We start from the raw sequence: 25814 nt of genomic DNA on the forward strand, positions 1-25814 counted from the left end.
AATAAAATGGATTAATAAATACTAAACACACTAAGTGCCTAATTGAGGGAATACAATTTTAAATACAAAAATTGCACTATAAAGGATTAATTAAATTTTCTTTAAAAGCAGAGGGAATTGTTTTGGGGCTTTTAAGAACTGTAAATTTAGAGGCAGGTACGACGAAGTATGAAAATATACGATGAAATGTATAAAATAATCGATGAAATGCTGTTGAAAGGTATTTTTCCTACAAATATTATGAGTTTATCAGAATTATTTGTTCTGTAAATATATACATTATAAAGTGATTTTATAGTATTGCCTTTTTTAATACCGAAATTGGGTGTTCTGAAACTCTACTAACACCATCGTTTATTTGATGCCTACAACTTGTTCCAGATGCAACAATAATAGTTTCACCATCTAGATGGCGAAGTTTATCAAATAAAGAATCCTCACCAATTTGCATACTTAACTCATAATGCTCCTTCTCATACCCAAACGATCCAGCCATTCCACAACAACCCGAGTTTATAATAGTAATCTTATAGTTTTCTGGTAAAGACAACATATTAAATGTATGGGACATGTTACTTAATGCTTTTTGATGACAATGGCCATGTATTTTAATAGTCTTTGTCTCTTTACTAAAACTACTTGATGTGATTTCTCCTTGTTTAATTTGTTTGTCAATAAACTCTTCTATAGTAAACGTGTTTTTAGAAATGCTTTGCGCAGATTGTTCATCATCAGCTAATCGCAAATACTCATCCCTAAATGTTAGTATTGCCGAAGGCTCAATACCAACTAAAGGCACATCTTCATTAATTTTGTCTTTAAAAATTTTAACATTCTTGTTAGCAATATCCTTTGCTTTATCTAAAATACCTTTTGAAATATAACTTCTACCACTTTCTTGGTGATTAATAACATGGACTTTATAACCAAGTTTAGTTAATAGGGTAATTGCATCTACGCCTACTTCAACATCATAATAATTTGTAAACTCATCAATAAATAAATAGAGTTCGCCTTTTTTAAATTCATTTTGTCTAAACTGCTCCTTATTCTTTTTGCACCACTTAAAAAAAGACGTTTTATACAACTTTGGAATACTTCTTCCTATAGAAACGCCCATTATTTTTTTGGCAATTGAGGTATTTAACATTGCATTAGTAACCTCTGGAAATATACTTCCTAGCCTGTTCCATTTATTATTCGAAACAAATAATTTAGTCCTAAATGGAATACCATGCGTTTTGTAATATTGATACTGAAACTCAGCCTTTAAAGCGGCAACATCCACATTACTTGGACATTCACTTGCACAAGCTTTACAACTTAAACATAAATCAAAAACTTGTTTAAGTTCTTCACTATCAAATTTATTGACTTTCTGGTTAGTTGTTAAAACTTCTCTTAAAGCATTAGCGCGAGCCCTTGTAGTATCTTTCTCGTTTTTAGTTGCTCTGTAACTCGGACACATCGTTCCGCCAGCAAAGGATGGCTTTCTGCAATCACCTGAGCCATTACATTTTTCTGCAGCTCGAAGAATTCCTAGGCTATCGGTAAAATCGGTTAAGGTTTCTATGTCTGGTTCAACTCTATCTATTTCATATCTAAGATTTTTATCCATTGGAAACGGATTTACAATCTTACCTTGATTAAAAATATTATATGGATCGAAAGTAGACTTAACTTTTTTTACTAACTCATAGTTCTTTTCGCCAATCATTATTGGAATAAACTCTGCTCTTACAATACCATCTCCATGTTCACCACTAAATGACCCTCCATATTTTTTAACTAGAAGTGCTGTTTGGTGAGTAATTTGCCGAAATAGCTTTATATCTTCTCCTTTTTTTAGATTCAAAATTGGACGCAAATGCAATTCACCAGCTCCTGCATGTGCATAATACACTGCCTTTTGACCAAATTCATCCATCATTGTTGTAAATTCTTCAATATAGTCCGGAAGGTCTGCCACTTCAACCGCTGTATCTTCAATACAAGGCACTGCTTTTTTATCACCAACAATGTTTCCTAACAACCCTAAACCTGCTTTTCGTAAACTAATGGCTTTATCAATATCATCATTAAAAAGTATTGGAAAAGCATATCCTAAATTGTGTTCTTTTAAAATATCAATTACATTATTAGCAAGTGCTTCAGTATTTTCTAAATTGTTTGCTCTTAACTCCAACATTAAAATAGCTTCAGGATCGCCTTCAATAAAAAACCTATTTTTAAGTTGTTTACGGTTGTTTTTAGTGCAATCTAAAATGGTTTTATCCATGAGTTCACACATATACAAATTATGTTTCATAGCATGAACCACGGCTCGTAAACTTTCATTAACACTTGTAAAATGGGCTGCTATTAACACGCTATTTTTAGGAGGAAGTTCATCTAACTTAAGTGTAATTTCAGTTGTAAAAGCAAGTGTTCCTTCGCTTCCACATAACAATTTAGCTACGTTTATGTGCTTTTTAGAATCACCTAATATCTCTGAATCTATTATAGTATCTAGTGCGTATCCTGTATTTCTCCGATGAATATTAGGTTTAGGAAACTCTTTGATTATTTCTATTTGAGCGTCTTTATTCGATAACTCATCATAAAGCATGTTATAAATACTACCCTCTAAATTGTTTTGCTTCAACTTTTCTTGAAAGTCATTTTTTGAAAGAGAGCCAAATGTAGCTTCAGTTCCATCGCTTAAAACAGTGTTAAGCGATAAGACCTTGTCTCTTGTTACTCCATACTGAATTGACGTTGTTCCTGATGAATTATTACCAACCATTCCTCCAATCATACAACGATTACTTGTAGATGTATTTGGTCCAAAAAATAATCCGTGAGGTTTTAAAAATTCGTTAAGTTCATCACGAATAACTCCAGGCTGCACTCGTATAGTTTTTTCTTCCTTATTAAAGTCTAGAATTTTATTGAAGTATTTTGACACATCTACAACTATGCCTTTTCCAACACATTGTCCTGCTAAAGAAGTACCAGCTGCTCTAGGAATAAGTGTGATATTGTTTTCTTTGGCAAAGTTGATTAACAGTCTTACATCATTAATAGTTTTTGGCAATGCTACTGCTTCAGGTAGCATTCTATAAGCTGATGCATCCGTTGCATAAATAGTGCGATGAAGGGCATCAAAATAAAGTTCACCAGAAAATTCTTCTTCTAACTTAATATATCTTAGATTATCTATTTGCAACACGGAATTAATTATGATGTAAATATAAGCAAGGTTTTTTGTAATTTTCTGTAAACTAAAAAACACTATCATGAATCGTCAATTACTTCTCTCTTTTTCTATTATTGCTCTTTTTGTAATTAGTTGTGCAAAAGACATTACTTACGACATTGTTATTATAAATGGACAAGTGTTTGATGGCACTGGTAGCGAAGCTGTTTCAACAGATATAGGTATAATAGATGACATTATTATAAAAATTGGCGATTTATCTAAAGCTAAATCTAATCACATCATAGATGCGAAAGGTCTTGCAGTTACTCCTGGTTTTATTGATGCACATGCACATTTAGAACCAATTTTTGAATTATCAAATTGTGAAAGCCATGTTAGGCAAGGTGTTACTACAAGCCTTGGAGGTCCAGATGGTTCTAGCCCTTGGCCTTTTGGTAAGTATTTAGATAGTTTACAGCAAGTGGGTGTTGGAATGAATGTAGCCTATTTAATTGGTCATAATACTGTTAGAAGAAATATTATGAAGCTGGACAATAGACCACCAACAGATGAAGAGTTAGAACAAATGAAAGCTCAAATATCTCAATCTATGGATGAAGGTGCTTTTGGCATTTCTACTGGATTAAAATATTTACCAGGTAGTTTTTCTGAAGTTGAGGAAGTCATTGAGTTGTCAAAAGAAGCTTCTGCCAAAGGAGGTATTTACACCTCACATTTAAGAGATGAAGGCTTAGGTTTATTTGATGCTGTTAATGAAGCTATTATTATTTCCGATAAAGCTGATATTCCTGTGGTACTTACCCATCACAAAGTAATAGGTAAACCAATGTGGGGAAGAAGTCTTGAATCTTTAGCACTTGTAGATTCAGCTAGAGTTGCTGGTTTAAATATTATGGTAGACCAATATCCTTACAATGCTAGTTATACAGGAATTTCTGTATTAATCCCTGGATGGGCAAGAGCTGGCGGAAATAAAGCTTTTATTGAAAGAGTCTCAAACAAAAAACTTAGAGATAGCATAAAAGCAGGCATTGTTTTTAATATTTTAAATGATCGTGGAGGTGATGATTTAGATAGAGTCCAATTTGCAAAAGTAAGTTGGATGCCAGAATTAGAAGGAAAAACTTTAAAATATTGGTGTGAGCAAAAAGGTTTAGAACCAACAGTTGAAAATGGTGCTGACCTTGTTATAGAAGCTCAAGTAAATGGAGGAGCATCTTGTGTGTTTCACGCTATGGATGAACGGGATGTTGAAAATATATTAAAGCACCCACAAACTATGGTTGCTTCTGATGGCAGGTTGGTTAAACCAGGTGATGGTCATCCTCATCCTAGATGGTATGGAACTTTTCCAAGAGTGCTAGGTCATTATGTTCGTGAAAAGAAAGTCATTACACTAAGTGAAGCCATTTATAAGATGACTGCATTACCAGCAAAAAACATAGGTCTAAAAGATAGAGGTGTTTTAAATGAAGGCATGAAAGCAGACGTAACAATATTTAATCCTGAAACAATTATTGATAAAGGCACTTTTGAAAAACCACATCAATACCCTGAAGGCATTCATTACGTTTTAGTTAATGGCCAAATCGCTATTGATAATAAAGAATTTAAAAATATAAAAGCTGGCAAAGTTTTAAGAAAGAACTAGAAAAAATTAGGCTTCACTATTCAACCAACCAAGAATAGCGAAGCCTTTAATTAAGTTTTAGGATTACTACTTAACTATAATTTTTTTGTTAATAATTCCATGAGAAAGTGAATTGAATTTTAAAAGGTAAACGCCATCACTTACACTAATAGCTATCTCATTAGTAGATGCATTAATATTATGGATTGAAATTTCTTGACCAGCTAAATTGTATATCGATAAATTATTTAAATCTATATTATTAGTATTGACTATTTTAATTTTTGATACATTAGAATCGTAATATGCTAATAAACCATGATTTATTTCTGTTTCACTACTTTCAACTGTAATTTCTTGTTGGAATACCAAAGAAAATCTATCATTATAAACACCAGTTTCAAGGTTTAAACTAAATACCTCATTGTTAATTTTAAAGGTTTCTTCTGTCTCTTTATCTTTTACATAAATCGACATACTTGGGTCTATATTTTTAAGTTCTTCAATTCTAATACTAATCACTCCGTTTTCGGCAACAACCAATCCCAATGGAAATTCTTGAGCATTATTTAAGGCATCTACACCTTGAATTACAAATTTGCCATTATTAATATTCCAATACATATCCTCTTCATTAACATCAACCATAAATGCATCATACCCTAAATCAAATCCTTTAGAGGCATTATTATTAACACCTAATAATAATTGTCGATGATAGCCTTTTGGTGAATCGTAAATTATTCTTATTGATGATTGTTCCACAACCTCATTACCACTTCTATTTATAGTCTTTAATTTCTTTTTGCCTGACGTTCTTAAAAAAGTAGATTCGACATCTTGTTCTGTTACAAAAACTCGTTGGCTATTCTTGAATACGATATTGCCACCTACTACATTTGTTATAGCTGCAGCTGGGTCATTATCGTTAAAATGACCATCAAGAGCAGTAGATACAAAAAATCCTTGGTTTACTGGAATATATTGTCCTGGTATTTTTGTCCCTAGTGCTGGGCCTCCAGCATTAGAGGTGTTATTAATTAACACATCATTAGAAATTGCTGCTGTACCTCCTGTTAAATTATAAGTAGCGTAACCACCAACGTAATCTCTTAAGTAGTGTGAGTTTTCTTCACCAAAATGATCCCAAAAATATAATGCTCCATTAATTACATTCACAGCATTGTTACCTCCATCAGCAACACTTAAGTTATCTAAAATAAAATCTGCTGCATCAATCGCAGATGGGTAAGGGTTTCCAATCAATCGTTCTACATCACCTGAGCTTTTATCAAGTGGCAATGTAATATCCCCATTATTTGGCAAGCCCTTAAATACATAATTTTGATTTGTAGCTATTGTTATGGACCCAGAAGTCCCTTTCATTGTGAACCCTTCTCCTGGAAGCAATGATGAAGTTTCATCAATAGAAGTCCATGCATAGTAATCATCTTGAGGGCCGTAAAATGTATACATCCAGTATGTACTAATTGTTCTTGGAGTTGTAGGTGTGTTAGAGTCAGCAGCAGTATAAGCTGTATCAAATGTTAAACTTGTATAAGCAGATGACGTAGTACCATCATTTAAAACACCAGAGATGGTTTGATTAGCATTAGTACTTGTAATTCCAATTCCTCTGGTTCCAGTATTTCCAGTTATTGGACCTACCGAAGAAGACCAATAGTTATAATTAAATCCATTAGCTGTTCCCTGTTGATCTCGCTCTATAAATCCACCACTATCTGCATCAATAATACTTCCTTCGTCTTGAACTAATTGTGACTCACCAACCAAATCTATTATACCATCTATTTCTAAATAATGTGAGATGGTGAGAGCTTGACCCAAATTAGTTTCGTCTTGAGTGCTTCCTGGATCTGCCATTGTTAGTGTTCCTGCTGTTTGTTTTAAACCTAGAAGTGAAATATCTCTGTCTCCAGAAGTAATGTCATGTCCTATTTCGACAATATTCCAATCAATAATAGTTGTTCCATCCAAGCTTAATGAATTTGGCACTACTTGATCTGTATTATTACTCCAAGTAGTAGCGGTATCCCAGGCACCATTCACTGCAGAGACATAAGGCAATGGTGTTGTTTGCGAAACAGCTAACTCCTTATCTTTATCTAAATATTTTAAACGCAGAAAATTTCTCTCATCTGTTAAACCTTCTACCGTAGAACCATAGAATGAATTAAAATCATAATATGCTTTTAAATTGCTCCATGGAATAGTAGCAACTTCATTACTTGAGCTTGCTGAAGGAATTATTTTTCCACTAACAAAATCTCCTGTTACTTTTTCGATTTCTTGATTCATTAAGTACCGAACTTGAACTTCTGTTAACTCTTGGTCCCAAACATAAATCTCATCTATTTCTCCTAAAAAGGGGTTAATAATTGTGTTCTTATCAATATACACAGCACCAACAGAAAAACGATTAAAATTTGGTGTAGGTGGTTCTACGTTTTGTTCAGATTTATCTAAAACACCATCGACGTATAAAAAGATTGTTCCACTTTTATATACAAAAGTAACCTGATGCCATTTTCCGTCATTTAGTGCCATAGATGATGTAAATCTAGGAGTTATGTCATTATCTACCATCACTTCAATTTGATCAGATGCATTTAATCTTAATTGTAATTTAGTGCCTTTAGCCATTATAGTTCTTGTATTGGCACTAGAGACACTCTTTACCCATGCAGAAATTGTAAATGCATCAATATTTAAATTCAAGGCATATTCACCTACCAAATAATCTGTGGCAGTAATAGTCACTGAGCGATTACCAGCTAATTTAGATACTTTTCCAAATGTAAAATACTTTATACCATCAAAATCATACCAGGTTTGTAGATTGGACCCACCATCAGATTTCAAAGGAATAACATCAATAATATCAGCATTTCCAAAAGTATCTGAATCTGCTACTACTAAGGCATATTCTTCATCAGTTGCTAATGTAAATCCACTAAAAGCAGCTGAAGGGATGCTCACAAATACATTTCCTACATCACCATTAACATCATCTTTAGATTCTACAATTTTCCATTGTCTTAAAATTCTCGTTAAAGATGTCGTGATTCCTGTTGTAATAGTAACTGTATTAGATCCACTTGCAGTATAGGCAGCATCGTTGCTTCCCCAAACCAAGAAATCTCCATCCTCTAAAAATTCATTAGTATTTGCAGTATTAGTTCCAAAAATACCTCCTAATCCAATAGTAACTTCATTAATTTGGTTTATTGTTTTAGACTGTTTCTGGTTTAAATCAGAAATTGAATCTTTACCAATTCCTGCTACATGATAATTATATCCTGCATTAGTAGAAATATCCCAAACGGATGTTCCAAATGAATTAATATAGTCCTTTTGTGCTTCAGTTGAAGTCCCTAATGTAATGCCATATTTAATTCCTAAATAGGATTCTATTTTTTGTCTATCTGCATCAGAAACACGCTCAGCAAATGTAAAAATTTCAGCGACTCTTCCATTAAGATTCCCTAATGTAGCATTTCTATTTCGTCCAATATTATAAGGTGTTCCTAAAACCACATCTGGATCAGGTACTGTATCAACTGACCCTACATTCTCAAAAGTAGTTATAGTTTCGGTAGATGTAACAGCGTCGTCTACACTATTGTATAGAATACGCATGCCATCAGATACTGTTGTTGTACTATTTCCAGCATTAATAATACTTGCAGCACTATATGCCCTAGTTGTAGAGCCTGGTAAAGCATAATATGGGTTTGATGTAGATGAACCTTGATTATACCATAATCTTTCACCAGTTAAATTAGTTGTGTAATTGCCTAAACCAACTCCAGTAACATCGTCAGCATCATCTATATAATTTTCTGGAGTTAAAATATCAGAAATGGATCCAGAAAAAATGGTCATCCCGTTAGAAGTTGCGACATCGACATCAGACTCCATCACTATAAATATGTCTTGGCTATAAAAGCCATTATCGTTATTATATAGATATTGACTTATTGTACTTCCATTGTTTTCAAATTCTATAACAGGATTAAAGTTAATGTTTGAAGTAGCATCATCTATATAAGTTGGTTGATTTGCAGGTGTTGCCTGTGCTGCATCTTTCCCATTTGTTCCAATATCTGCCCAGTTAGAAACCTTATCACTACCATCTTTAGTAACACCCCTTGTCGCTTTAAGCCAAAGTCTAAAATCTGCTGTAATACCTCCAGGTCCAGGAATATTATAATCAAACATTTCAGCACTAACATCAAAGGTATATGTTGTATTGTCATTGTTAGATATACTAATAGTAGATGTTAACGTCCCAGAACCAGCAATAGGCCCAGTAAATATAACTCTAAAGATTGCATAAGATCCTGGATCAATACTAGCAGTGTATGGCAATGGAGTAAAGGTCGGGGAAAACATCACTCCATCTAAGGAAAACCCATTAGATGGAACACTAGTACTAGCTGTTATGCTAGAAATTTCTAATGGACAACTTCCAGTATTACTTACAATAAAATTTCTAATTACTGTAGCACCTTCATCTACAATACCATAATAAGTTCCATTGGCTGCAGATGTATTAGTTGACCCATTAATTATATCAGCTGATGGCGTCCCTCCTAAAACTGAAATCACAGGCGACGAATTTACTACTAAAGTAAAGGTGAAGTCTGGTTGATTTCTTATTTCTATTATTACATCTGTTATTGCAGATGTACCGCAAATAGCATTTATGTTTTCTATTTCAAAATCTAAATTTTTATTCCCATTACCATTACAAGAAACTTGTTTAATATTTTTTCTGGGGTTATTTGGAGAAATATCAAAATCTGTAGTATTCGTGATATCTACATCTCTAATTCTTAATCTTTTATTATTTTTACAACTAGAAGCATCAATATTTGTAATTCTAAAATCGAGGCTTGCTCCAGCATTTATAGTAATTGTAGAGCCTTGAGTAACAACAGCACCTCCAACAACTTCTAGTTGCATAGTTTGAGAAAATGCAGATGAACCAATTAGTAGTATAAATACTAATAGTCTTAAAGCCATTTTGCTAGGGATTTGGGCTTTTTCCATTTTTATTATTTAGGGCGAATAACAACTTAAAAAATCGTTTAAGTGTGTTAAACTCTCGATAAAGATACATTTTTTTCTTAAAATTTAAAAATCATAACAAATTAAATCTCATAAGAGGATATTAAAAAGTATTCTATTTTTTATAATTATGAAAGAGAACGATAATCATCATAAGCTCCTTTCATTTTTATAATAGTCTCTTTAATTGTTTTATTATTTACCGAACAATATCCCATAACTAACCCATTTTGAGGTTTTGTTCCAAGGTAATAATTGCTTAATGGATGCGCTATAATATCTTTACTTCTCAAAAGTTTAGCCAGTTTTTTATCATCAATTGAATTGAGTAGAAATCCTGTTATATGCATTCCTGGATTTAAACTATCTAAAGAAATTTCGCTATCAAAATAGGAATTAAAAGTATCTACAAATATTTTTTTTCGTTCAATTGACACTTCTATTAATCTTCTTAAATGCTTGTTTAAAAAATCTCTTTCTATAAATTCACTTAACACTTGTTGTTGAGAAGGAGAGACAAACCTACTTGATTGTTCATATAATGATACCACCGTATCTATCAAATATTTTGGAACTATCATATAACCCAATCTAACAGATGGATGCAGTAACTTATTAAAAGTTCCTAGGTAAACCACTCTATTATCATCAAGACTATGAATAGCCGAAATTGGATTCTCCCAATTACTAAATTCATGATTATAATCATCTTCTATAATCAAAGCTCCTTTTTTGGAAGCCCATTTTAAAACTTCCATCCTCCTATCTAAAGTCATTTTAACGCCTGTTGGATATTGATTAGAAGGTGTTGTATAAATTAATTTAGGTTTTGAAGTTTTAATACTTTTAATATTAATTCCTTGAGGATCTAAATTTGCTGTTATTATTTTCGCCTTTAAGCTACTAAATAAGCTAAAAGCATGTGGGTATGTAGGGTTTTCAATTACTACTTCATCTTTAGGGTTAATTAATGCATCTCCAATTAAAGACAATGAATGTAGAGAGCCAGTAGTAATAATGATTTGATCTAAATTACAGTTAATATTTCTATTAATCTTTAAGTAATAACGAATATTTTCCCTGAGTGATTTCAACCCAACAGTATTAGAATATGATAATTGAGAAGGTTTTACATTCTTCCAATACTTATTGGTTAAAGACTTCCATTGAGAGACAGGAAAAATATCTAATGGTGGTAATCCAGGTCTAAACGCAATGCCTTTTTCACTTTCGTTATTAATAATTTGCAAGTTTTGTCTAAATGAGTTTCCTCGTCTAGATATAATAGGGTAATTTCCTTTGTCTAGTTGATTATATAATCTATGCTTTATTTTCTTTGCTTTTGAAGAAGTAATAAAATAACCAGATCCCGGTTTAGATTTTATATACTTTTCCAATAGTAATAACTCATATGCTTTAATAACTGTACTTCTTGACAATTCCAAATCCTTAGCCAATACTCTTGTAGGAGGAAGTTTAAAATTATCACTTAATGTTTTGCTAATAATTGCATTTTTAATAGATTTATAAAGATTAAAGTATTTACTTTTCTCAATAGTCCCTCTATTGTACCCATGATTTTTTAGAATGTTGCTAATGTTATAGTTCAAAATTGGTATGCGCTAATTTTTATTAATTGGTATGCATAATATACAATAATAAAGAACTAGTTTTATACTATTTCCTTTTAAAAATTAGAGCATTGAAAAAACAAACGCCATTCCTTCTTATTTTAATCATATTCCTTTTACTATTGGTAGGATGTACAGGTGCGAAAAAAGTGGCTTTTAAAACACCCGTAGATACAACTACTAAACCAATTCAAAATCAAGTAAAAAAAACATATACGATAAGTGAACTAGGTGTTTTTGCTTCAAATGAGTTCGACGGCGCTCGACTTAATGGTTTTGAAAAACTAAACGATACAACTGCAACTGTTTTTATTTCTCCTGAAAATGGACCAATAAACAATAGCCCTTATTATGCTTTTAAAACTTGGTCAAATACCCCAAAATCTTTTTATTTTAAATTTAAATATCCTAAAGGCTATAAGCATAGGTATGTTTCAAAAATCAACGAGGGAGGTAATTGGCGAATTATTGATTCTAGTAATGTTTTTACAAATGACAGTTTAGTCACTATCAAACTAGATATTGGCAAAGACCCAGTTACTGTTGCTGCTCAAAAAATACAATCGTCTACACATGTTGAGGAATGGTATACCGATTTAACTAACAAAAACTCTCAATATGTTACTCTAAAAACCATTGGCAAGACTACTTTGGGCAAAAACATACCAGCTTTAGACATTCATAATGGTGAAACCAATAACAAGGACATTATAGTTCTAATTACAAGACAGCATCCTCCAGAAGTTACAGGGTATTTTGCATTTCAAAGCTTTTTAGAAACAATTCTTAGCAATTCTAAACTTTCTAAATCTTTTTTAGACAAGTATCATATTATTGCATTTCCTATAATGAATCCTGATGGAGTCGACTTAGGTCATTGGAGGCATAATGCTGGAGGCATTGATACAAATAGAGATTGGTCTAAATACAATCAACCAGAAATAAAACAAGTAGTTAACTTTATTACAAAATCACTTAAAAAAAATAAAGCAAAACTTGTTTTAGGGTTAGACTTTCATTCTACTTGGTATGATGTGTTTTACACTAATAAAAAAAGAGAAGGGACTTCATTACCAAATTTTGTTAGTAATTGGTTCACTGCTCTAGAAGAGAATATACCTAATTATAAAGTAAACGAAGCCGCAGGAAATAGCACAAAACCAGTTTCTAAAGGTTGGTTTTTATATGGCCATAATGCTGTTGGCATTACTTATGAAATTGGAGACACAACACCAAAAAAGAATATTGAAGAAATTGGAAAAGCATCAGCCAATCAAATGATGCGTATTTTATTAAATACAAAAATGAATTTATTAACTAATTAAGAAAGTATGAACAAAAAATTATTTTATTTGACGCTTGTCTTCCTGTTTTCAAGTGCTGTAATATTTGCGCAAAAAACAGTTACAGGTACCGTTAATGACAACAATGGAGTTCCTTTACCTGGAGCAACAGTCATTGTAGAAAACACAACACAAGGAGTAAGCACTGATTTTGATGGAAACTTTGAAATAAGTGTTTCTGAAGGTGCTGTCTTAATTGTAAGCTACGTTGGTTTTAAAAACGCTAGAGTACAAATTGGAGCACAAAATAATTACGTAGTCACTCTTGAACTCGACAACACCCTTGAAACCGTTGTAGTTACAGCTCTTGGTTTTACCGAAAATAGAGATGAACAAGGGTCAACATCATCTGTAGTTGAAACAGATCAAGTTGTCCGCTCTGGAGAAACCACAATAGCAAACGCGCTTAGTGGTAAAGCTTCGGGTGTAAAAATTACACGTTCTAATGGAGATCCTGGTGCAGGAAGTGCTATTAGAATTCGTGGAGCCAATACAATTTCTGGTGCAAGTGACCCACTAATTATTGTAGATGGTGTGCCATTAAACAATACCACATCCTATGCAGGTGGAAACGCATTAACAGGTGGTCGATCTGGAGGTATTACTCAAGGTTCTCGTCTTAATGATATTAATCCAGCAGATATTGCATCAATAACAGTTCTAAAAGGCGCCTCTGCTGCTGCTATTTGGGGAAGTAGAGCATCTAATGGTGTTGTAGTAATTACTACAAAAAAGGGACAAAGTGGTGAAGCAAAAATAACTTATTCATCAACATATTCATTTGATGAGGTTTCAGAGAAAATCCCTATGCAAAATACTTATGGACGAGGAAGAAGTGGTAGCCCTGCTTTAGGCACATCAACAACTGCTGAGTCTTGGGGAGATTATATTCCTGACCGTTCTGGTGGTGCTGATATCTTTGATACTTCTGGCCAATTCTTTACAGCAAAAGATGGTACAGTATATTATCCTGTCACAGCTAAAAACTCTAGAGAAACCTTTGTAGATTCAAACTGGGATTCAGTATTCCAAACTGGAGATTTCTGGCAAAATGATTTAACAATAAGTGGTGGTGCTGATAATAACACCTATTTCTTCAGCCTCTCCAATTTACAACAAAATGGAATTATTAGAGGTGCTGATTATGATCGTACTAATTTGAGGTTAAATTATAACGCTAAACTAAACGATATCATTTCACTATCTGCTAAAACAAGTTACACATATACAGATTCCAATAGAATACAGCAAAGTTCAAATACGGCTGGTGTGATGCTAGGTTTATTAAGAACATCTCCAGATTTTGATCAAAGAGATTATATTGGTACTTACACAAATAGTAGTGGTCAAGAGTTTACTAGAAGACATCGCTCTTACAGAAGACAAATTGGTAATAGCTCTAACCCAAGCTATAATAATCCACTTTGGACTGTACATGAACAGGTAGCACAAACTATCGTTAATCGTTTTACCATGACACCCGAAATTACTATTAGACCAACAAACTGGCTTCAGGTAATTACTCGTGCAAATGCCGATGTAAGTGATGATAGAAGAATTTACTTCTTCCCAATTGGAAGTGCTGGTAGTGATCGTTTAAATGGTGCATATCAAGAAGATGAAATTGCTACTCGTGATTTAAATCTTGATGTATTAGGTAGAGCAAATCTTGATATTACAGACAACTTAAACTTAACTGCAACACTTGGATGGAATCTTAATGATAGGAAGTATAATAGAAACTCTGGTCTTATACAAGGGTTTTTAGTAAACTCTACAAAACAGACAACATCTTTGAACACATCAGCCGAGGCATCTTCTTTTGATGGTTTTAAAACACATAGAAGGTCAAATCGTGGTTATGGAATTTTAAACTTTGATTTTGCTGATGAACTATTCCTAACTGTTTCAGGTGGACTTGAAGCGTCATCAACAGTTAATGGAAGTTTCTTTTATCCAGCCGTTGATGCGGCATGGAATTTCACACAAACTGCTGTAGAGTCTGATGTACTTTCTTTTGGAAAGATAAGAGCTTCTTGGGGTCAAGTAGGTGTACAACCTGGGCCTCACAATTTTGAAACTTTAGCTGAAGGCGGGTTTACATATTCTACTTACAGCGATGGCATTAGTATTGATGGTTTTGGTGGTGGATTTAGATTGGATAATAACTTAGGAAATCCAAACTTAAGTCCAGAAATTAAAACTGAGTGGGAAATTGGAGCTGATCTTCGATTTTTTGAAGACGATCTTTCATTTGGAATCACTTATTATAATAACAAAATAGAGGATATTCTATTAAATGTTAGTTTATCTCCATCTTCAGGATTTGCAACACAGTACGGAAATTTTGGAGCAATGAAAAACAATGGGCTTGAAATTGATCTTGGTTGGAAAGCTATTAAGAAAGATGACTTTACAGTTTCAGCAAGCTTAAACTGGTCTAAAAATAATAATGAAGTAACCGATTTGTTTGGAACGGAAAGCATCAACTTATCTCCAGGAGCATCTGTGAGTTCTAGAGCTGTTGTTGGACATCCTCTAGGAGTATTATTTGGAACTGGTTCACAAAAAAATCCAGATGGAAGCTATCTTTTAGATGCTAATGGATTCCCTCAAATTACAGCAAGTCCAGAAGTTTTAGGCGATCCTAATCCAGATTGGAGAGGTGGTCTAGGATTAGACGTGAGTTATAAAAAATTCAATCTTAACGTTGTTGTAGAACATTCTCAAGGAGGCGATTTCTCACCAAGAACATTATGGGTGTTACGCCGTTTTGGTACAACTCAAGAAACTGCAGGTCGTTTAACTTTAAATCAAGATCTTGTAAATTATGCAGGTAATACAATTACTTCTGGCACTACAGTTCGAGGTAGAATAAAAGATTTTGGTGGCGGCCCAGTTTTACTAGACGAAACCTGGTATAGGACTGGAATTGGCGGAGGATTTGGTGACAATCAAGCCTATAACTTCTCCCTATTTGACGCCACTTTTACTAAGGTAAGAGAACTTTCATTAAGTTACACGTTAGATTCGCCATGGTTGAAAAACAATGTTGGGTTAAGCAGTATCATTTTTACAGCTACAGGAAGAAACTTAATTAACATAAATAAGATTCCTGGTATTGACCCTGAGGTTAACCAGTATGGTGTTGGAAATGCTTTAGGTCTAGACTATTTTACTAATCCACAGACTCAATCAGTATTATTTAAGGTAGCGTTTAATTATTAAAAAAATCATTATGAAAAAAATATCTTATATATTAACAATAGCAATAGCTTTACTGACCACTGTCTCATGTGAAGATATTGTTGATGGAATCAATGATAATCCAAATGACATTATTATATCTGACGTTGAAGAAAGATTATTTCTTACAGGTAGTATGCTCGCAAACGTCCAATTAAATTGTGGTCATTTAAATAGAATTGGTGGAATGTACACTGGTCAATTAATTGGCTATTCATCGCTATACTCAAATATTTATGGGTATAACCTTTCTACTGCAGAATCTAACGGTGAATGGAATGCCATTTATGTTGGAGTATTAACTAATACAAATCATATTATTAATAATTCTAATAATGAATTATTAGTTGGAATTGCTAAGGTTGTTAAAGCTCATGCATTTGGTACTGCAGCGTCACTTTTTGGAGATGTTCCGTTTTCAGAAGCTGGTGACCCTGAAATTTCTGATCCAGTTTTTGACGGTCAAATTTCAGTTTATACAAATGTAATTGCATTATTAGATGATGCAATTAGCACTTTAGGTTCAGCAGGTTCAGGAAGTATCCCTGAAGATATATACTATGGTGGAGATAAAGACAAATGGATAGCAGCTGCAAATACATTAAAAGCTCGTTTTTATTTACATCAAAAAAATTATCCTGCGGCATTATCTGCAGCACAAAACGGTATTTCTTCTGCCAGCGATGACATGCAATATCATCCTATTGGAACAACAGATAATAACAATTTATTTTGGACAATTTTAGAAGGCGCAAGAGCTGGTGACATAGGAAACAATGAAGGTGGTAGCGAAAGTTACTTACTTCAAATTTTAGATGGTACAAATCCTTTATCAAGGAATCATGCCAAAACAGATGAAACTGCAAGACGTGGTTATTATACGATTGATTCTTCGGGAGGTAGTGCCAACGATGGTATTATTGAGCAAGTTGAAGCGCAAAACATGGTAACTTATTTTGAAAACCAATTAATTATGGCTGAAGCTGCTGCCAGAGGTGGTACACTAAACGATGGTTTACCATATTTAAATGCTGTGAGAGCATGGATGAATACAGGCGCTCATGTAAATAGTAATTATCAAGGTATGACATATTTATATGATGCTTTTGTTGCAACTGATTTTGACAACGGTGGAATCGAAAACTCAGATAATATCGATCCAAAAACTGCATTTTTACGCGAGGTTATAGAGGAAAGATATGTGTCAGGGTTTGGTATGCATATGCCATATAATGATGCTAGAAGACTTAGAAAGAGTGATGGTGCTTTTGCGGTGCCTTATTTCTTACAAGATGGTCCAGCTGCACCATATCCAGAAAGAATGCCATATTCCACTAATGAATTGAACTCTAATTCAAATGCTCCTAGTGATGACCCGGGAATATTTGTAAAAACTTCTGTAAACCAGTGATTTAGTCAATTATATTTATAAACAAGGGAGGAGATTTTTTCTCCCTTGTTTTATTTCTATTCTAATGAAGATTTATAAATTAAGTTTAATATTCTTGATATTTTTTCTTTTCTCAATTGATGTAACAAGTCAAGTGAAAAAAGATACTATAAACGTGTTATTTGTTGGAAATAGTTTTACATTCTATAATAACATGCCTCAAATGGTACAATCGATGAGTGATGAAGGCAGCATATATCTTAAAACAAGCCAATCTACTGTTGGAGGTAGTAGTTTAAAAGATCATTGGGAAGAAACAAGAGGTACAAAAACAAGAGAATTGCTAAACAATTCTAAATGGGATTATGTCGTATTCAATAATCATAGTTTAGTAACCATAAATGATTTTGACAACTTTGTTAAATACACCAAACTTTTTGACTCCTTAGTTAAAAAGCTAGGTGCTAAGCCCATTATAATGATGACATGGCCCTATTTATCTAACCCTTTGATGCAAGAACATATATCAAAATCTTATATTGATATTGGTAAAGATTTAAATACTCTAGTCCTTCCAGTTGGAGATATATTTATGAAAGCGAGAAAGCTTCGTCCTCAAATAAATTTTTATGCTGATGATAAGCATCCCTCAGAAGATTTCTCATACCTTATTGCTTTAATTTTTTACAAATCATTTACACAAAATTCTTTAGACGAAATATCTCACCGATTAACTACTAAAGACCTCTATGGTGAAAAAACATATCTAACATTTCTATCAAAAGAAATGAGCCTTTTTCTAAAGCAATTAGTAAACAAAAGTAGCATTGTAGCATCTGAAGAATTTTATAAAAACTAGACAGCCATCGCTATTAAGTTAACCGTATATTTTATCTAATTCGATGAAAATTATAAAAAGTAACATACAACTATCACTATCATTCTTCCTCTTTTTTATCATTTTAATTTCTTGTAGCAAGAAGCCAATAGTTGCAGATATCATGATAATAAATGGAAAAGTTTATGATGGCATTTCAACAAATGCAATTGAAACTACTATTGCAATAAAAGATGATAAAATCATTTATGTTGGTACAGATTATTCATCAATTAATGCAAAAAAAACAATTAATGCCAATGGTTCAATAGTTTCTCCAGGGTTTATTGACCCTCACACACATGCAGATAGTGATTTAAGCAACCCCAAACTGTCACATAATTTGCCTTTTTTAATGCAAGGCGTAACGACTGTTGTTACTGGAAACGATGGAAATAGTTTATATCCAACTTCTAAATATATAAAGTCATACAAATCTCATGGAATTGGCACAAATATAGTGCCATTGGTTGGGCATGGAACTATTAGAAAACAAGTCATGGGAACTAGTGACAAGAAAGCAACTTTAGATGAAATTACTAAGATGCAATCCTTAATACAGCAAGAGATGGATGCTGGAGCTTTTGGAATGTCTACAGGGCTGTTTTATTCTCCTGGAAGTTATTCAAACACTGAAGAAGTTATAGCTTTAGCAAAAATAGTTTCAAAAAGCAATGGTATTTACGACACTCATTTACGAGATGAAAGCTCCTATACCGTTGGATTAATTCCAGCAATAGAGGAGGCTATTGAAATAGGTAGACAAGCTAAATTACCAATTCATTTGTCACATATTAAATGTTTAGGAGTAGATGTTTGGCATCAAAGCGACTCCATAATTGGTATTGTGGAAAATGCTCAAAAAGAAGGTATTGAGGTTACTGCCAATCAATATCCCTATAATGCTTCTTCAACAAGTTTAAAAGCTGCTACCGTTCCTCGTTGGGCAGAAAGCGGAGGTTTAGATTCTCTATTTATTCGCTATAAAAACACTGCTTCAAAAGCAAAAATTTTAAAAGAAACAAAACGAAACATAACACGTCGTGGTGGCCCAGAAAAATTATTAATATCCAAAGCAGATGATTCTACTTTGGTTGGACTAAATTTACTAGAAATATCGAAAAAATATAATCTATCCGCAGAAGAATCAGTCTATAAAGCTCTAAGTACAGGTTTTGTTAAAGTGGTCTCATTTAATATGCATGATGATGACTTAGCAAATTTTATGAAACAAAGCTGGGTGGTAACAGGTTCTGATGGAGGTTCTGGTCACCCTAGAAAATATGGCTCTTTCCCTAAAAAATATGCTCATTATGTAAAAAAGGAGAACGTAATAGATTTGGGAGAATTTGTTAATAATAGTACCTCTAAAACAGCTGAGATTCTTCAAATCTCTAAAAGAGGAAAACTAGAAGTAGGTTACTTTGCTGACATTATTATTTTTAACCCAGAAGAGTTTAAAGACATAGCTAATTACAATGATGCTTTTCAACTTGCAGAAGGTTTAGAATATAGTATAATTAATGGGGAATTATCAATTGAAAATGGTGAATTCTCTAACCGTTTAAACGGTAAAGTACTCGTCAAATAACAAGAAATATTATGTTAGGCTTAAAAATAGAACTCCTGAAAATTCATAAAGTAATTATTGCTACTACTTATATTTTACTTTTTGTTTTTAGTTGTTCCTCAGGAGGAAGTGACGATGGTCCAACTACAACAGCCGATACTATAAAACCAACTGTTCCAACAAATCTAACCTCTTCTCAAACAACGGAGACTAGCACAATGCTTTCTTGGAATACATCTACAGACAATGTAGGTGTTAAGGACTATAGTGTATTTAAAGATGATACGGTAATTGGCACATCGGTTTCAACATCATATACAGCTACAGGTTTAACTTCAGGAACTAGTTACTCATTTAAAATTAGAGCTAGCGATAACGCTGGAAACATCTCCGGTTTTAGTAACACCATTAATGTAACTACAACTAGCAATAACCAATTACAAACAGCTTCTGGTGATATTGAGAACTATATTGGAAATATTATAGATAATGCTCCTAGCAGTGGAGGAGATGATTATTCAGCACCTTCTAACTCGCAATTAGAAGTTTGTAATGATATCATCAATGCCATTCTAGCTGATGATATTAATTTAGCCGTAACTAAATCTGGTGAAATCGGATATCAAATAACTGAGTTTACGGATACTTCTTTATCTCCAAACAAGATATTTTATATTGTTGAAAAGAAAGCCCAGACATCCAATTTTTGGGGAACATACGTGTTTAATAAAACTCCAGATAGAGGTGATTTAGTAATTATGGCACCCCATTCTAAGTACGACACCAATACAGGAAAAGAAGCCATTTATTGTTTTAAAAATACACTTGCAAGAGCAGTATTTATTAACGGTACACATCGTTGTAATAGTGGAGATTTATCTTCGTGTTCAGGAACTACTAGTGCTTGTGGGACAAGTGAACCTTTTAGAATTTCAGATATGGCTCACACAACAACTTCCATGTTTCAAAGTGTGACTAAAACTGTTTTTAACTCGGTTTCAAGTTCGGTTTTCATACAACTACATGGTTTTAGCAAGCAAGCTTCTGATCCTTATGTTATCATGAGTAATGGCACAAGAGAAACACCAACCACAGATTATGCTACATTAATAAAAGATGCGCTATTATTAGAGGACAATTCGCTTACTTTTAAATTAGCGCATATTGATACTAATTGGACACGATTAATTGGGTTTACAAATACACAAGGACGTTTCATAAATAACTCTTCAGATGCTTGTAATACTTCTGCAACTAGCACTTCAGGACGCTTTGTACATATCGAACAAGAAAAATCTAAACTTAGAGATAATGCGGCAGACTGGAATAAAATGAGTAATGCTCTAAAAAGTGTTTTTAATTAAAATAACCCAAACAAATACATTGTAACCATTCCCCAGAATGTTCCAGAAACCATACTTAAGATTGCTAATAAAATCGCGTGAGGCATCCACTCTTTATTATAGGCAGCTGTTACTGCTGGAGCGGTTGAGATTCCTCCTAAATTAGCCATACTAGCAATAGGCACCCAAGCCATATGCAGTTTCATTTTTTTGGCAACTAACATCATAATAACAAAATGAGAAATCAACCATATAACAACGAACAATACTAAATTAAGGGGTATTGAGAGGTTGTTGAAGTTTAACTTTAATCCCAATATTGCCATAATACATATAATACTTAACCCACCTAGTTTTAAAACTAACGCATGATTCCATTTAGGAACAAAATTACCTATTACTAATCCTAAAATACTGAATATTACAATTTTCCATAAAAAAGAATCAACAAGTAAACTAAAAACAATAATTATAAGAAAACTAAAAATAAGAGTTAATACAATTGACTTTATTGAAAAGCTTTTAAACTCATTTTCATCTTTTACAAAATCTGGGACTTTATCTGTTATCCCAAAAAAGTTATTTAACCAATCGCTTTTCTTAATAAGCTGAAACATTAAAATAGTCCATATATTAACTAAAATATTATCAAGTACTAGTATGGTTAAAAACAGTCCCTCAGGACAACCAACCAATTCTTTAAGTACTAATTGACTTGTGCTTCCACCTATCCAACTACCAACAATAGGTACTAAGCCTTTCCAGTTTTCATTATCTATTAAAAGTGTCTGAAATTCTGGTGTAAACAGATTAATAACTAAAAGAATCACTGGTGCTAAAACAGCAATAGCAAGAGACCCAATTGCAAAAAGAATAATAGGACGAATACCAATAATTCGCAATTGTTTAAACGACAAAGCACTCATCACCATCAATATCGCGAATGGAATAATATAATCTTTACTCCAACTATGCAATTCGACTTTGCTTAAATCTAAATTAAAACTGTGAGTTACAATGGCAGGAATAACATAGGCAAATAATATTGCTGGAAACCAATTTAAGATTGTTTGAATCCATCTTCTCTTGCTCTTTTCTAATAAAAGGACTGATATAATGGTAAACAGAACAAGAACAATGGCTTTTATTAACATAAAGCTAGTCTTCTAAAATTCCTAAATGAATAATTCGACCTCCACTCATATTGACAGGGTTAGTACTCTTACCAATAACAATCCCTTTTTCTGGAGACTTGTAAGTTTTAATTATATCTCCAAATGGGTTTCTCAATATCCCTATTACATCATCTTTTTCAATAATTTGATTGAGTTTTACTGGAATTTCAAGTAAGCCTCCTTGATCAACATAAATCCAATACGACTTAGTGCAAATCTTTGCTTTATTTAATTCAGGTATTTCAAATGATTGCATATCTAACCAATTAAGTACATTTTTAATTCCAACAACACCTCTAGAAATCATTTCTGGTTGGTATATTTGAGGGTTTCCATATTCCACAGTAATAGTTGGAATTCCTTTTAACATTGCCTCAGCTCTCATCGTTCTGGTAGCTGAACTGTTTGCTCCAGCACTTGGTACGCCTTTATTTTTTAATATTATATCTGCATCTTGTAATAAAGTCATTTGTTTTATTTTGGGATTAGCCATATCACCTCTAACATATAAAGTGTTTACCCTCCCAAAACTTGCTGTATGCATATCAATTAAGTAATCCAGCTTAGATAAAATTTTATGGGTTATTTGCCAAACATATTGCTGGCTTCTATTACCTGAAGCCTTCCCTGGGAACTGCCTATTTAAATCTTCATCATCAAAAAAACGTCTTCTATCTTGAGTGATACTTACTTGATTAAGTCCAGGAATAGCGATTATTGTGCCTTTAAGGTTTTTTACATCAATGTCATCAAATACTTCTTGAATGACTTTTATCCCATTCAGTTCATTACCATGTATGGCTGCTATTAAACCTAATACTGGACCAGAAGTATCACCTTTGGCAATAATAACTGGAACAGATATTGGTTGAGACATGCCATCATCGATTATCTGCAGCCAATATTTATTGATACTATTTGAGGGAATACTATCTAAATCAATTTCGGTTATAGTTTTAGTTTCATTTTGAGATGAAACCATGACACAAAACAACAAACTCAATAAGGTAATTAAGTGTTTCATTTTCTTTTTATAAGGAAATTAAATGTAGTGAAAATATAGTATATATTTATTCCTAAAAAACAAAAAAGCCTCTCCAATAAAGGAAAAGCTTCTCAAAGGTCTGTTTCCAGACTACTGTCACATTTCTGTGACACAACACAACTTTTTTAGTTTGCTTAAAAAAAGCCTCAACTAGGTTAAGGCTTTTAGCAATCTTGCGGTCTGGACGGGACTTTGTATTTTTGTTATACAATTGACTAACAGTCATTTGAGTCAAAATAATATTGTTTTATATAATAATATTTATTCTTTACAATAATTTTTTAATAATCTTATTATCAGTTTATTATGTTAAAACACAATTTTTATTTTATTTTGCATACAATAAAAACATCCCCTGAAACGTCCCCTATTTTTTTATATATTTGTAGTAAAAAAAAGCCATGAGCAAAGTTAGCTTTTATTTAAGGAATCCTAACGCCAGTTTTAGCACGAACATTCAACTGGTTTGTCATTTTAACGGAATGAGAATTAAAATGAGTACTGGTATGAGTATTAAGCCTTCAATGTGGATTTCAAACGCAATGCGCGCTCGTATTCATAAAACTTTTAAAGAGGCAAAGGACATAAATGAAAAGTTGGATAAATTTGAAGGTGCTGTAAATAAAATTATTTATGACTTAAAAGATAAAAACCTGTTCATTTCGACGCCCAATTTCAAAGAACGTATTCATCGAGAAGTATCTTTGAATAGCTACACTAAAAATGGAAAATCCTTTTGGTTCTATTTTGACGAGTTTGTTGCACATCAAAAACTTCATTTTAGTGCTTCAATATATAAGGACTATAATAACTCCTTAAGAAAACATTTAACGGCTACTGAAAAAATTCATGACACTACGATTACTTTTTCTTCACTTAAACAATCTTCTGACAGCTTGTTTCATAAGTTCTATAATTATTTAGCCTATGAAGCCTTAAATAAAGATAATGAACCTGGTCTAGCTATTAACACCATTGGGAAAAATGTTAAATGTCTTAAAGCCTTCTTACATTATTGCTTTGAAAGAGATATATGTATTCCATTTCCCCTAAAGCACATGGTAGTTGAACAAATAGATGCTGACAAGGTTTACCTAACTGAAGAGGAGATTGAAAGGCTTTTTGACTTAAAGGAATTAGAGCCAAAAGAAAAACAAGTAAGAGACCTTTTTATTATTGGATGCGAAACAGGTATGCGTTTTGCAAACTTTATAAATATTCATAAAGATAGTTACCAAACTGGAAATCTTGTTTTTCACCAAGTAAAATCTAACGGTTTAAAAGCCAAAATAATTACTCCCTTGAGTGATAGACATATCTCTATTGCGGAATCATACAAATATGTGCTACCAAATCCGAAAATGAGTTGTCTCGAATTTAATAAGATTCTGCGCTCCCTATGTATTCAAGCAGGTATCAACGATATAATTTTAATTCAGAAGGTCACTAAAACGCAAACCTCTAAGGTCAGCTATAAAAAATTTGAATTAGTTTCTTCGCATACAGCCCGCAGGTCGTTTTGTACTAATAAATTCCTGAACGGCATGCCTGTTCCTGCCATTATGAAGTTCTCAGGGCACAAAACCGAACGTTCATTCTTCAAATATTTAAAACTGGATGCTGAGATTACTGCCGCTAAATTTAAAGAGTACTTTTAAGGAAAGTAACTAGTTTTTACTTTCGATAAAGTAAATAAAGCGTAATACTTTGATTATATAGACTATGGTCGAAAATTAGAAAAGCAATAGTTAGCCATTTCTCAATGATGAAAAAAGCCTACCTCCATTAATCTCTTTACAAAAAGCAAGGCGAGCTTCTGAACATGTCTTTTTTAACTAGTCTACTTAATAAATTTTTATTCAAAAGGAATTGATCTTTTCATTTTTTGCAGCTGAGATAAATCTTTGTGAAGCTTTAACAATTGATGTTGATATTCTACATTGAGATAAGAATTTGAATCCATTTTATCCAATTTTCTCATGATTTTTAGTTTTTCAGAAGTAAACACCTCTATTCTGGCATCAATATAGTTTAATAGCTGCTCCTTATTTTCTTGATAAAACTCGTACAACTGTTTTCTTAAACCGTTTTTGTTATGATATTCATTGTGACATGCTGTCGCACAAAATATTTTATCGCTTCGCCCTTTTAAGATTGCTTCATTACAATTTTTACACTTTTTTAGTTCTTTTTCCATTATATAGAATTTAAATTATACTGCAAGAAAAGTTGGAAAAAATTAAAATCAAAACGTTACACTAAGTATAA

The 25814-nt window shown here is 32.8% G+C and carries 14 protein-coding genes; 8 read left to right on the forward strand and 6 right to left on the reverse strand.

The window, feature by feature from the left end:
• Nucleotides 1–292 precede the first annotated feature (292 nt).
• Nucleotides 293–3280, reverse strand: coding sequence for an FAD-binding and (Fe-S)-binding domain-containing protein (locus HB672_RS00950; protein ID WP_167606276.1), 2988 nt, complete (start codon nt 3278–3280; stop codon nt 293–295).
• Here HB672_RS00950 and HB672_RS00955 point away from each other — a divergent pair.
• Nucleotides 3279–4853, forward strand: coding sequence for a D-aminoacylase (locus HB672_RS00955; RefSeq protein ID WP_167606279.1), 1575 nt, complete (start codon nt 3279–3281; stop codon nt 4851–4853). The genes HB672_RS00950 and HB672_RS00955 overlap by 2 nt on opposite strands.
• 66 nt (nt 4854–4919) lie before the next feature.
• Here HB672_RS00955 and HB672_RS00960 read toward each other — a convergent pair whose 3' ends face one another.
• Together HB672_RS00960 and HB672_RS00965 are read right to left on the reverse strand one after the other, a co-directional pair.
• Entirely contained in the window at nt 4920–9908 is a 4989-nt protein-coding gene (locus HB672_RS00960; protein ID WP_167606283.1) for a LamG-like jellyroll fold domain-containing protein, read from the reverse strand.
• A 146-nt stretch (nt 9909–10054) separates the two neighbouring features.
• Nucleotides 10055–11536, reverse strand: a complete 1482-nt coding sequence (locus tag HB672_RS00965; RefSeq protein WP_167606286.1) for a PLP-dependent aminotransferase family protein — start codon at nt 11534–11536, stop codon at nt 10055–10057.
• Nucleotides 11537–11628: 92 nt separating this feature from the next.
• On the opposite strand from HB672_RS00965, the gene HB672_RS00970 reads away from it, so the two are divergent.
• From HB672_RS00970 to HB672_RS00995, 6 genes are all read left to right on the forward strand, one after another.
• On the forward strand, nt 11629–12882 hold the full coding sequence (locus tag HB672_RS00970) for a M14 family metallopeptidase (RefSeq protein WP_167606289.1): 1254 nt from the start codon (nt 11629–11631) through the stop codon (nt 12880–12882).
• 6 nt (nt 12883–12888) lie between these two features.
• Entirely contained in the window at nt 12889–16128 is a 3240-nt protein-coding gene (locus HB672_RS00975) for a SusC/RagA family TonB-linked outer membrane protein (RefSeq protein WP_167606292.1), read from the forward strand.
• A gap of 10 nt (nt 16129–16138) precedes the next feature.
• The gene (locus HB672_RS00980) at nt 16139–17557 is read left to right on the forward strand and encodes a SusD/RagB family nutrient-binding outer membrane lipoprotein (protein ID WP_167606296.1); all 1419 of its coding nucleotides are present in this window, start codon (nt 16139–16141) and stop codon (nt 17555–17557) included.
• Nucleotides 17558–17690: 133 nt separating this feature from the next.
• Entirely contained in the window at nt 17691–18395 is a 705-nt protein-coding gene (locus tag HB672_RS00985) for a hypothetical protein (protein WP_167606299.1), read from the forward strand.
• Nucleotides 18396–18438: 43 nt separating this feature from the next.
• Entirely contained in the window at nt 18439–20004 is a 1566-nt protein-coding gene (locus HB672_RS00990) for an amidohydrolase family protein (RefSeq protein WP_167606303.1), read from the forward strand.
• Nucleotides 20005–20015: 11 nt separating this feature from the next.
• Complete coding sequence (locus tag HB672_RS00995) at nt 20016–21347, forward strand: fibronectin type III domain-containing protein (protein WP_167606309.1); 1332 nt, start codon at nt 20016–20018, stop codon at nt 21345–21347.
• Here the strand turns inward: HB672_RS00995 and HB672_RS01000 are convergent.
• A complete protein-coding gene (locus tag HB672_RS01000; protein WP_208864163.1) occupies nt 21344–22480 on the reverse strand; it encodes a DUF819 family protein in 1137 nt (378 codons plus the stop codon). The two genes, HB672_RS00995 and HB672_RS01000, sit on opposite strands and share 4 nt — an antisense overlap.
• A gap of 4 nt (nt 22481–22484) precedes the next feature.
• The gene (locus HB672_RS01005) at nt 22485–23525 is read right to left on the reverse strand and encodes a succinylglutamate desuccinylase/aspartoacylase family protein (protein ID WP_167606312.1); all 1041 of its coding nucleotides are present in this window, start codon (nt 23523–23525) and stop codon (nt 22485–22487) included.
• 422 nt (nt 23526–23947) lie between these two features.
• Here HB672_RS01005 and HB672_RS01010 point away from each other — a divergent pair, with 422 nt between their 5' ends.
• Complete coding sequence (locus HB672_RS01010) at nt 23948–25204, forward strand: tyrosine-type recombinase/integrase (protein WP_167606316.1); 1257 nt, start codon at nt 23948–23950, stop codon at nt 25202–25204.
• A gap of 197 nt (nt 25205–25401) precedes the next feature.
• Here the strand turns inward: HB672_RS01010 and HB672_RS01015 are convergent, their stop codons facing one another.
• The gene (locus HB672_RS01015) at nt 25402–25743 is read right to left on the reverse strand and encodes a hypothetical protein (protein ID WP_167606319.1); all 342 of its coding nucleotides are present in this window, start codon (nt 25741–25743) and stop codon (nt 25402–25404) included.
• Nucleotides 25744–25814 lie beyond the last annotated feature (71 nt).

The sequence above is a fragment of the Gaetbulibacter sp. S0825 genome (genome assembly GCF_011777505.1).
Lineage (GTDB): Bacteria > Bacteroidota > Bacteroidia > Flavobacteriales > Flavobacteriaceae > Pontimicrobium.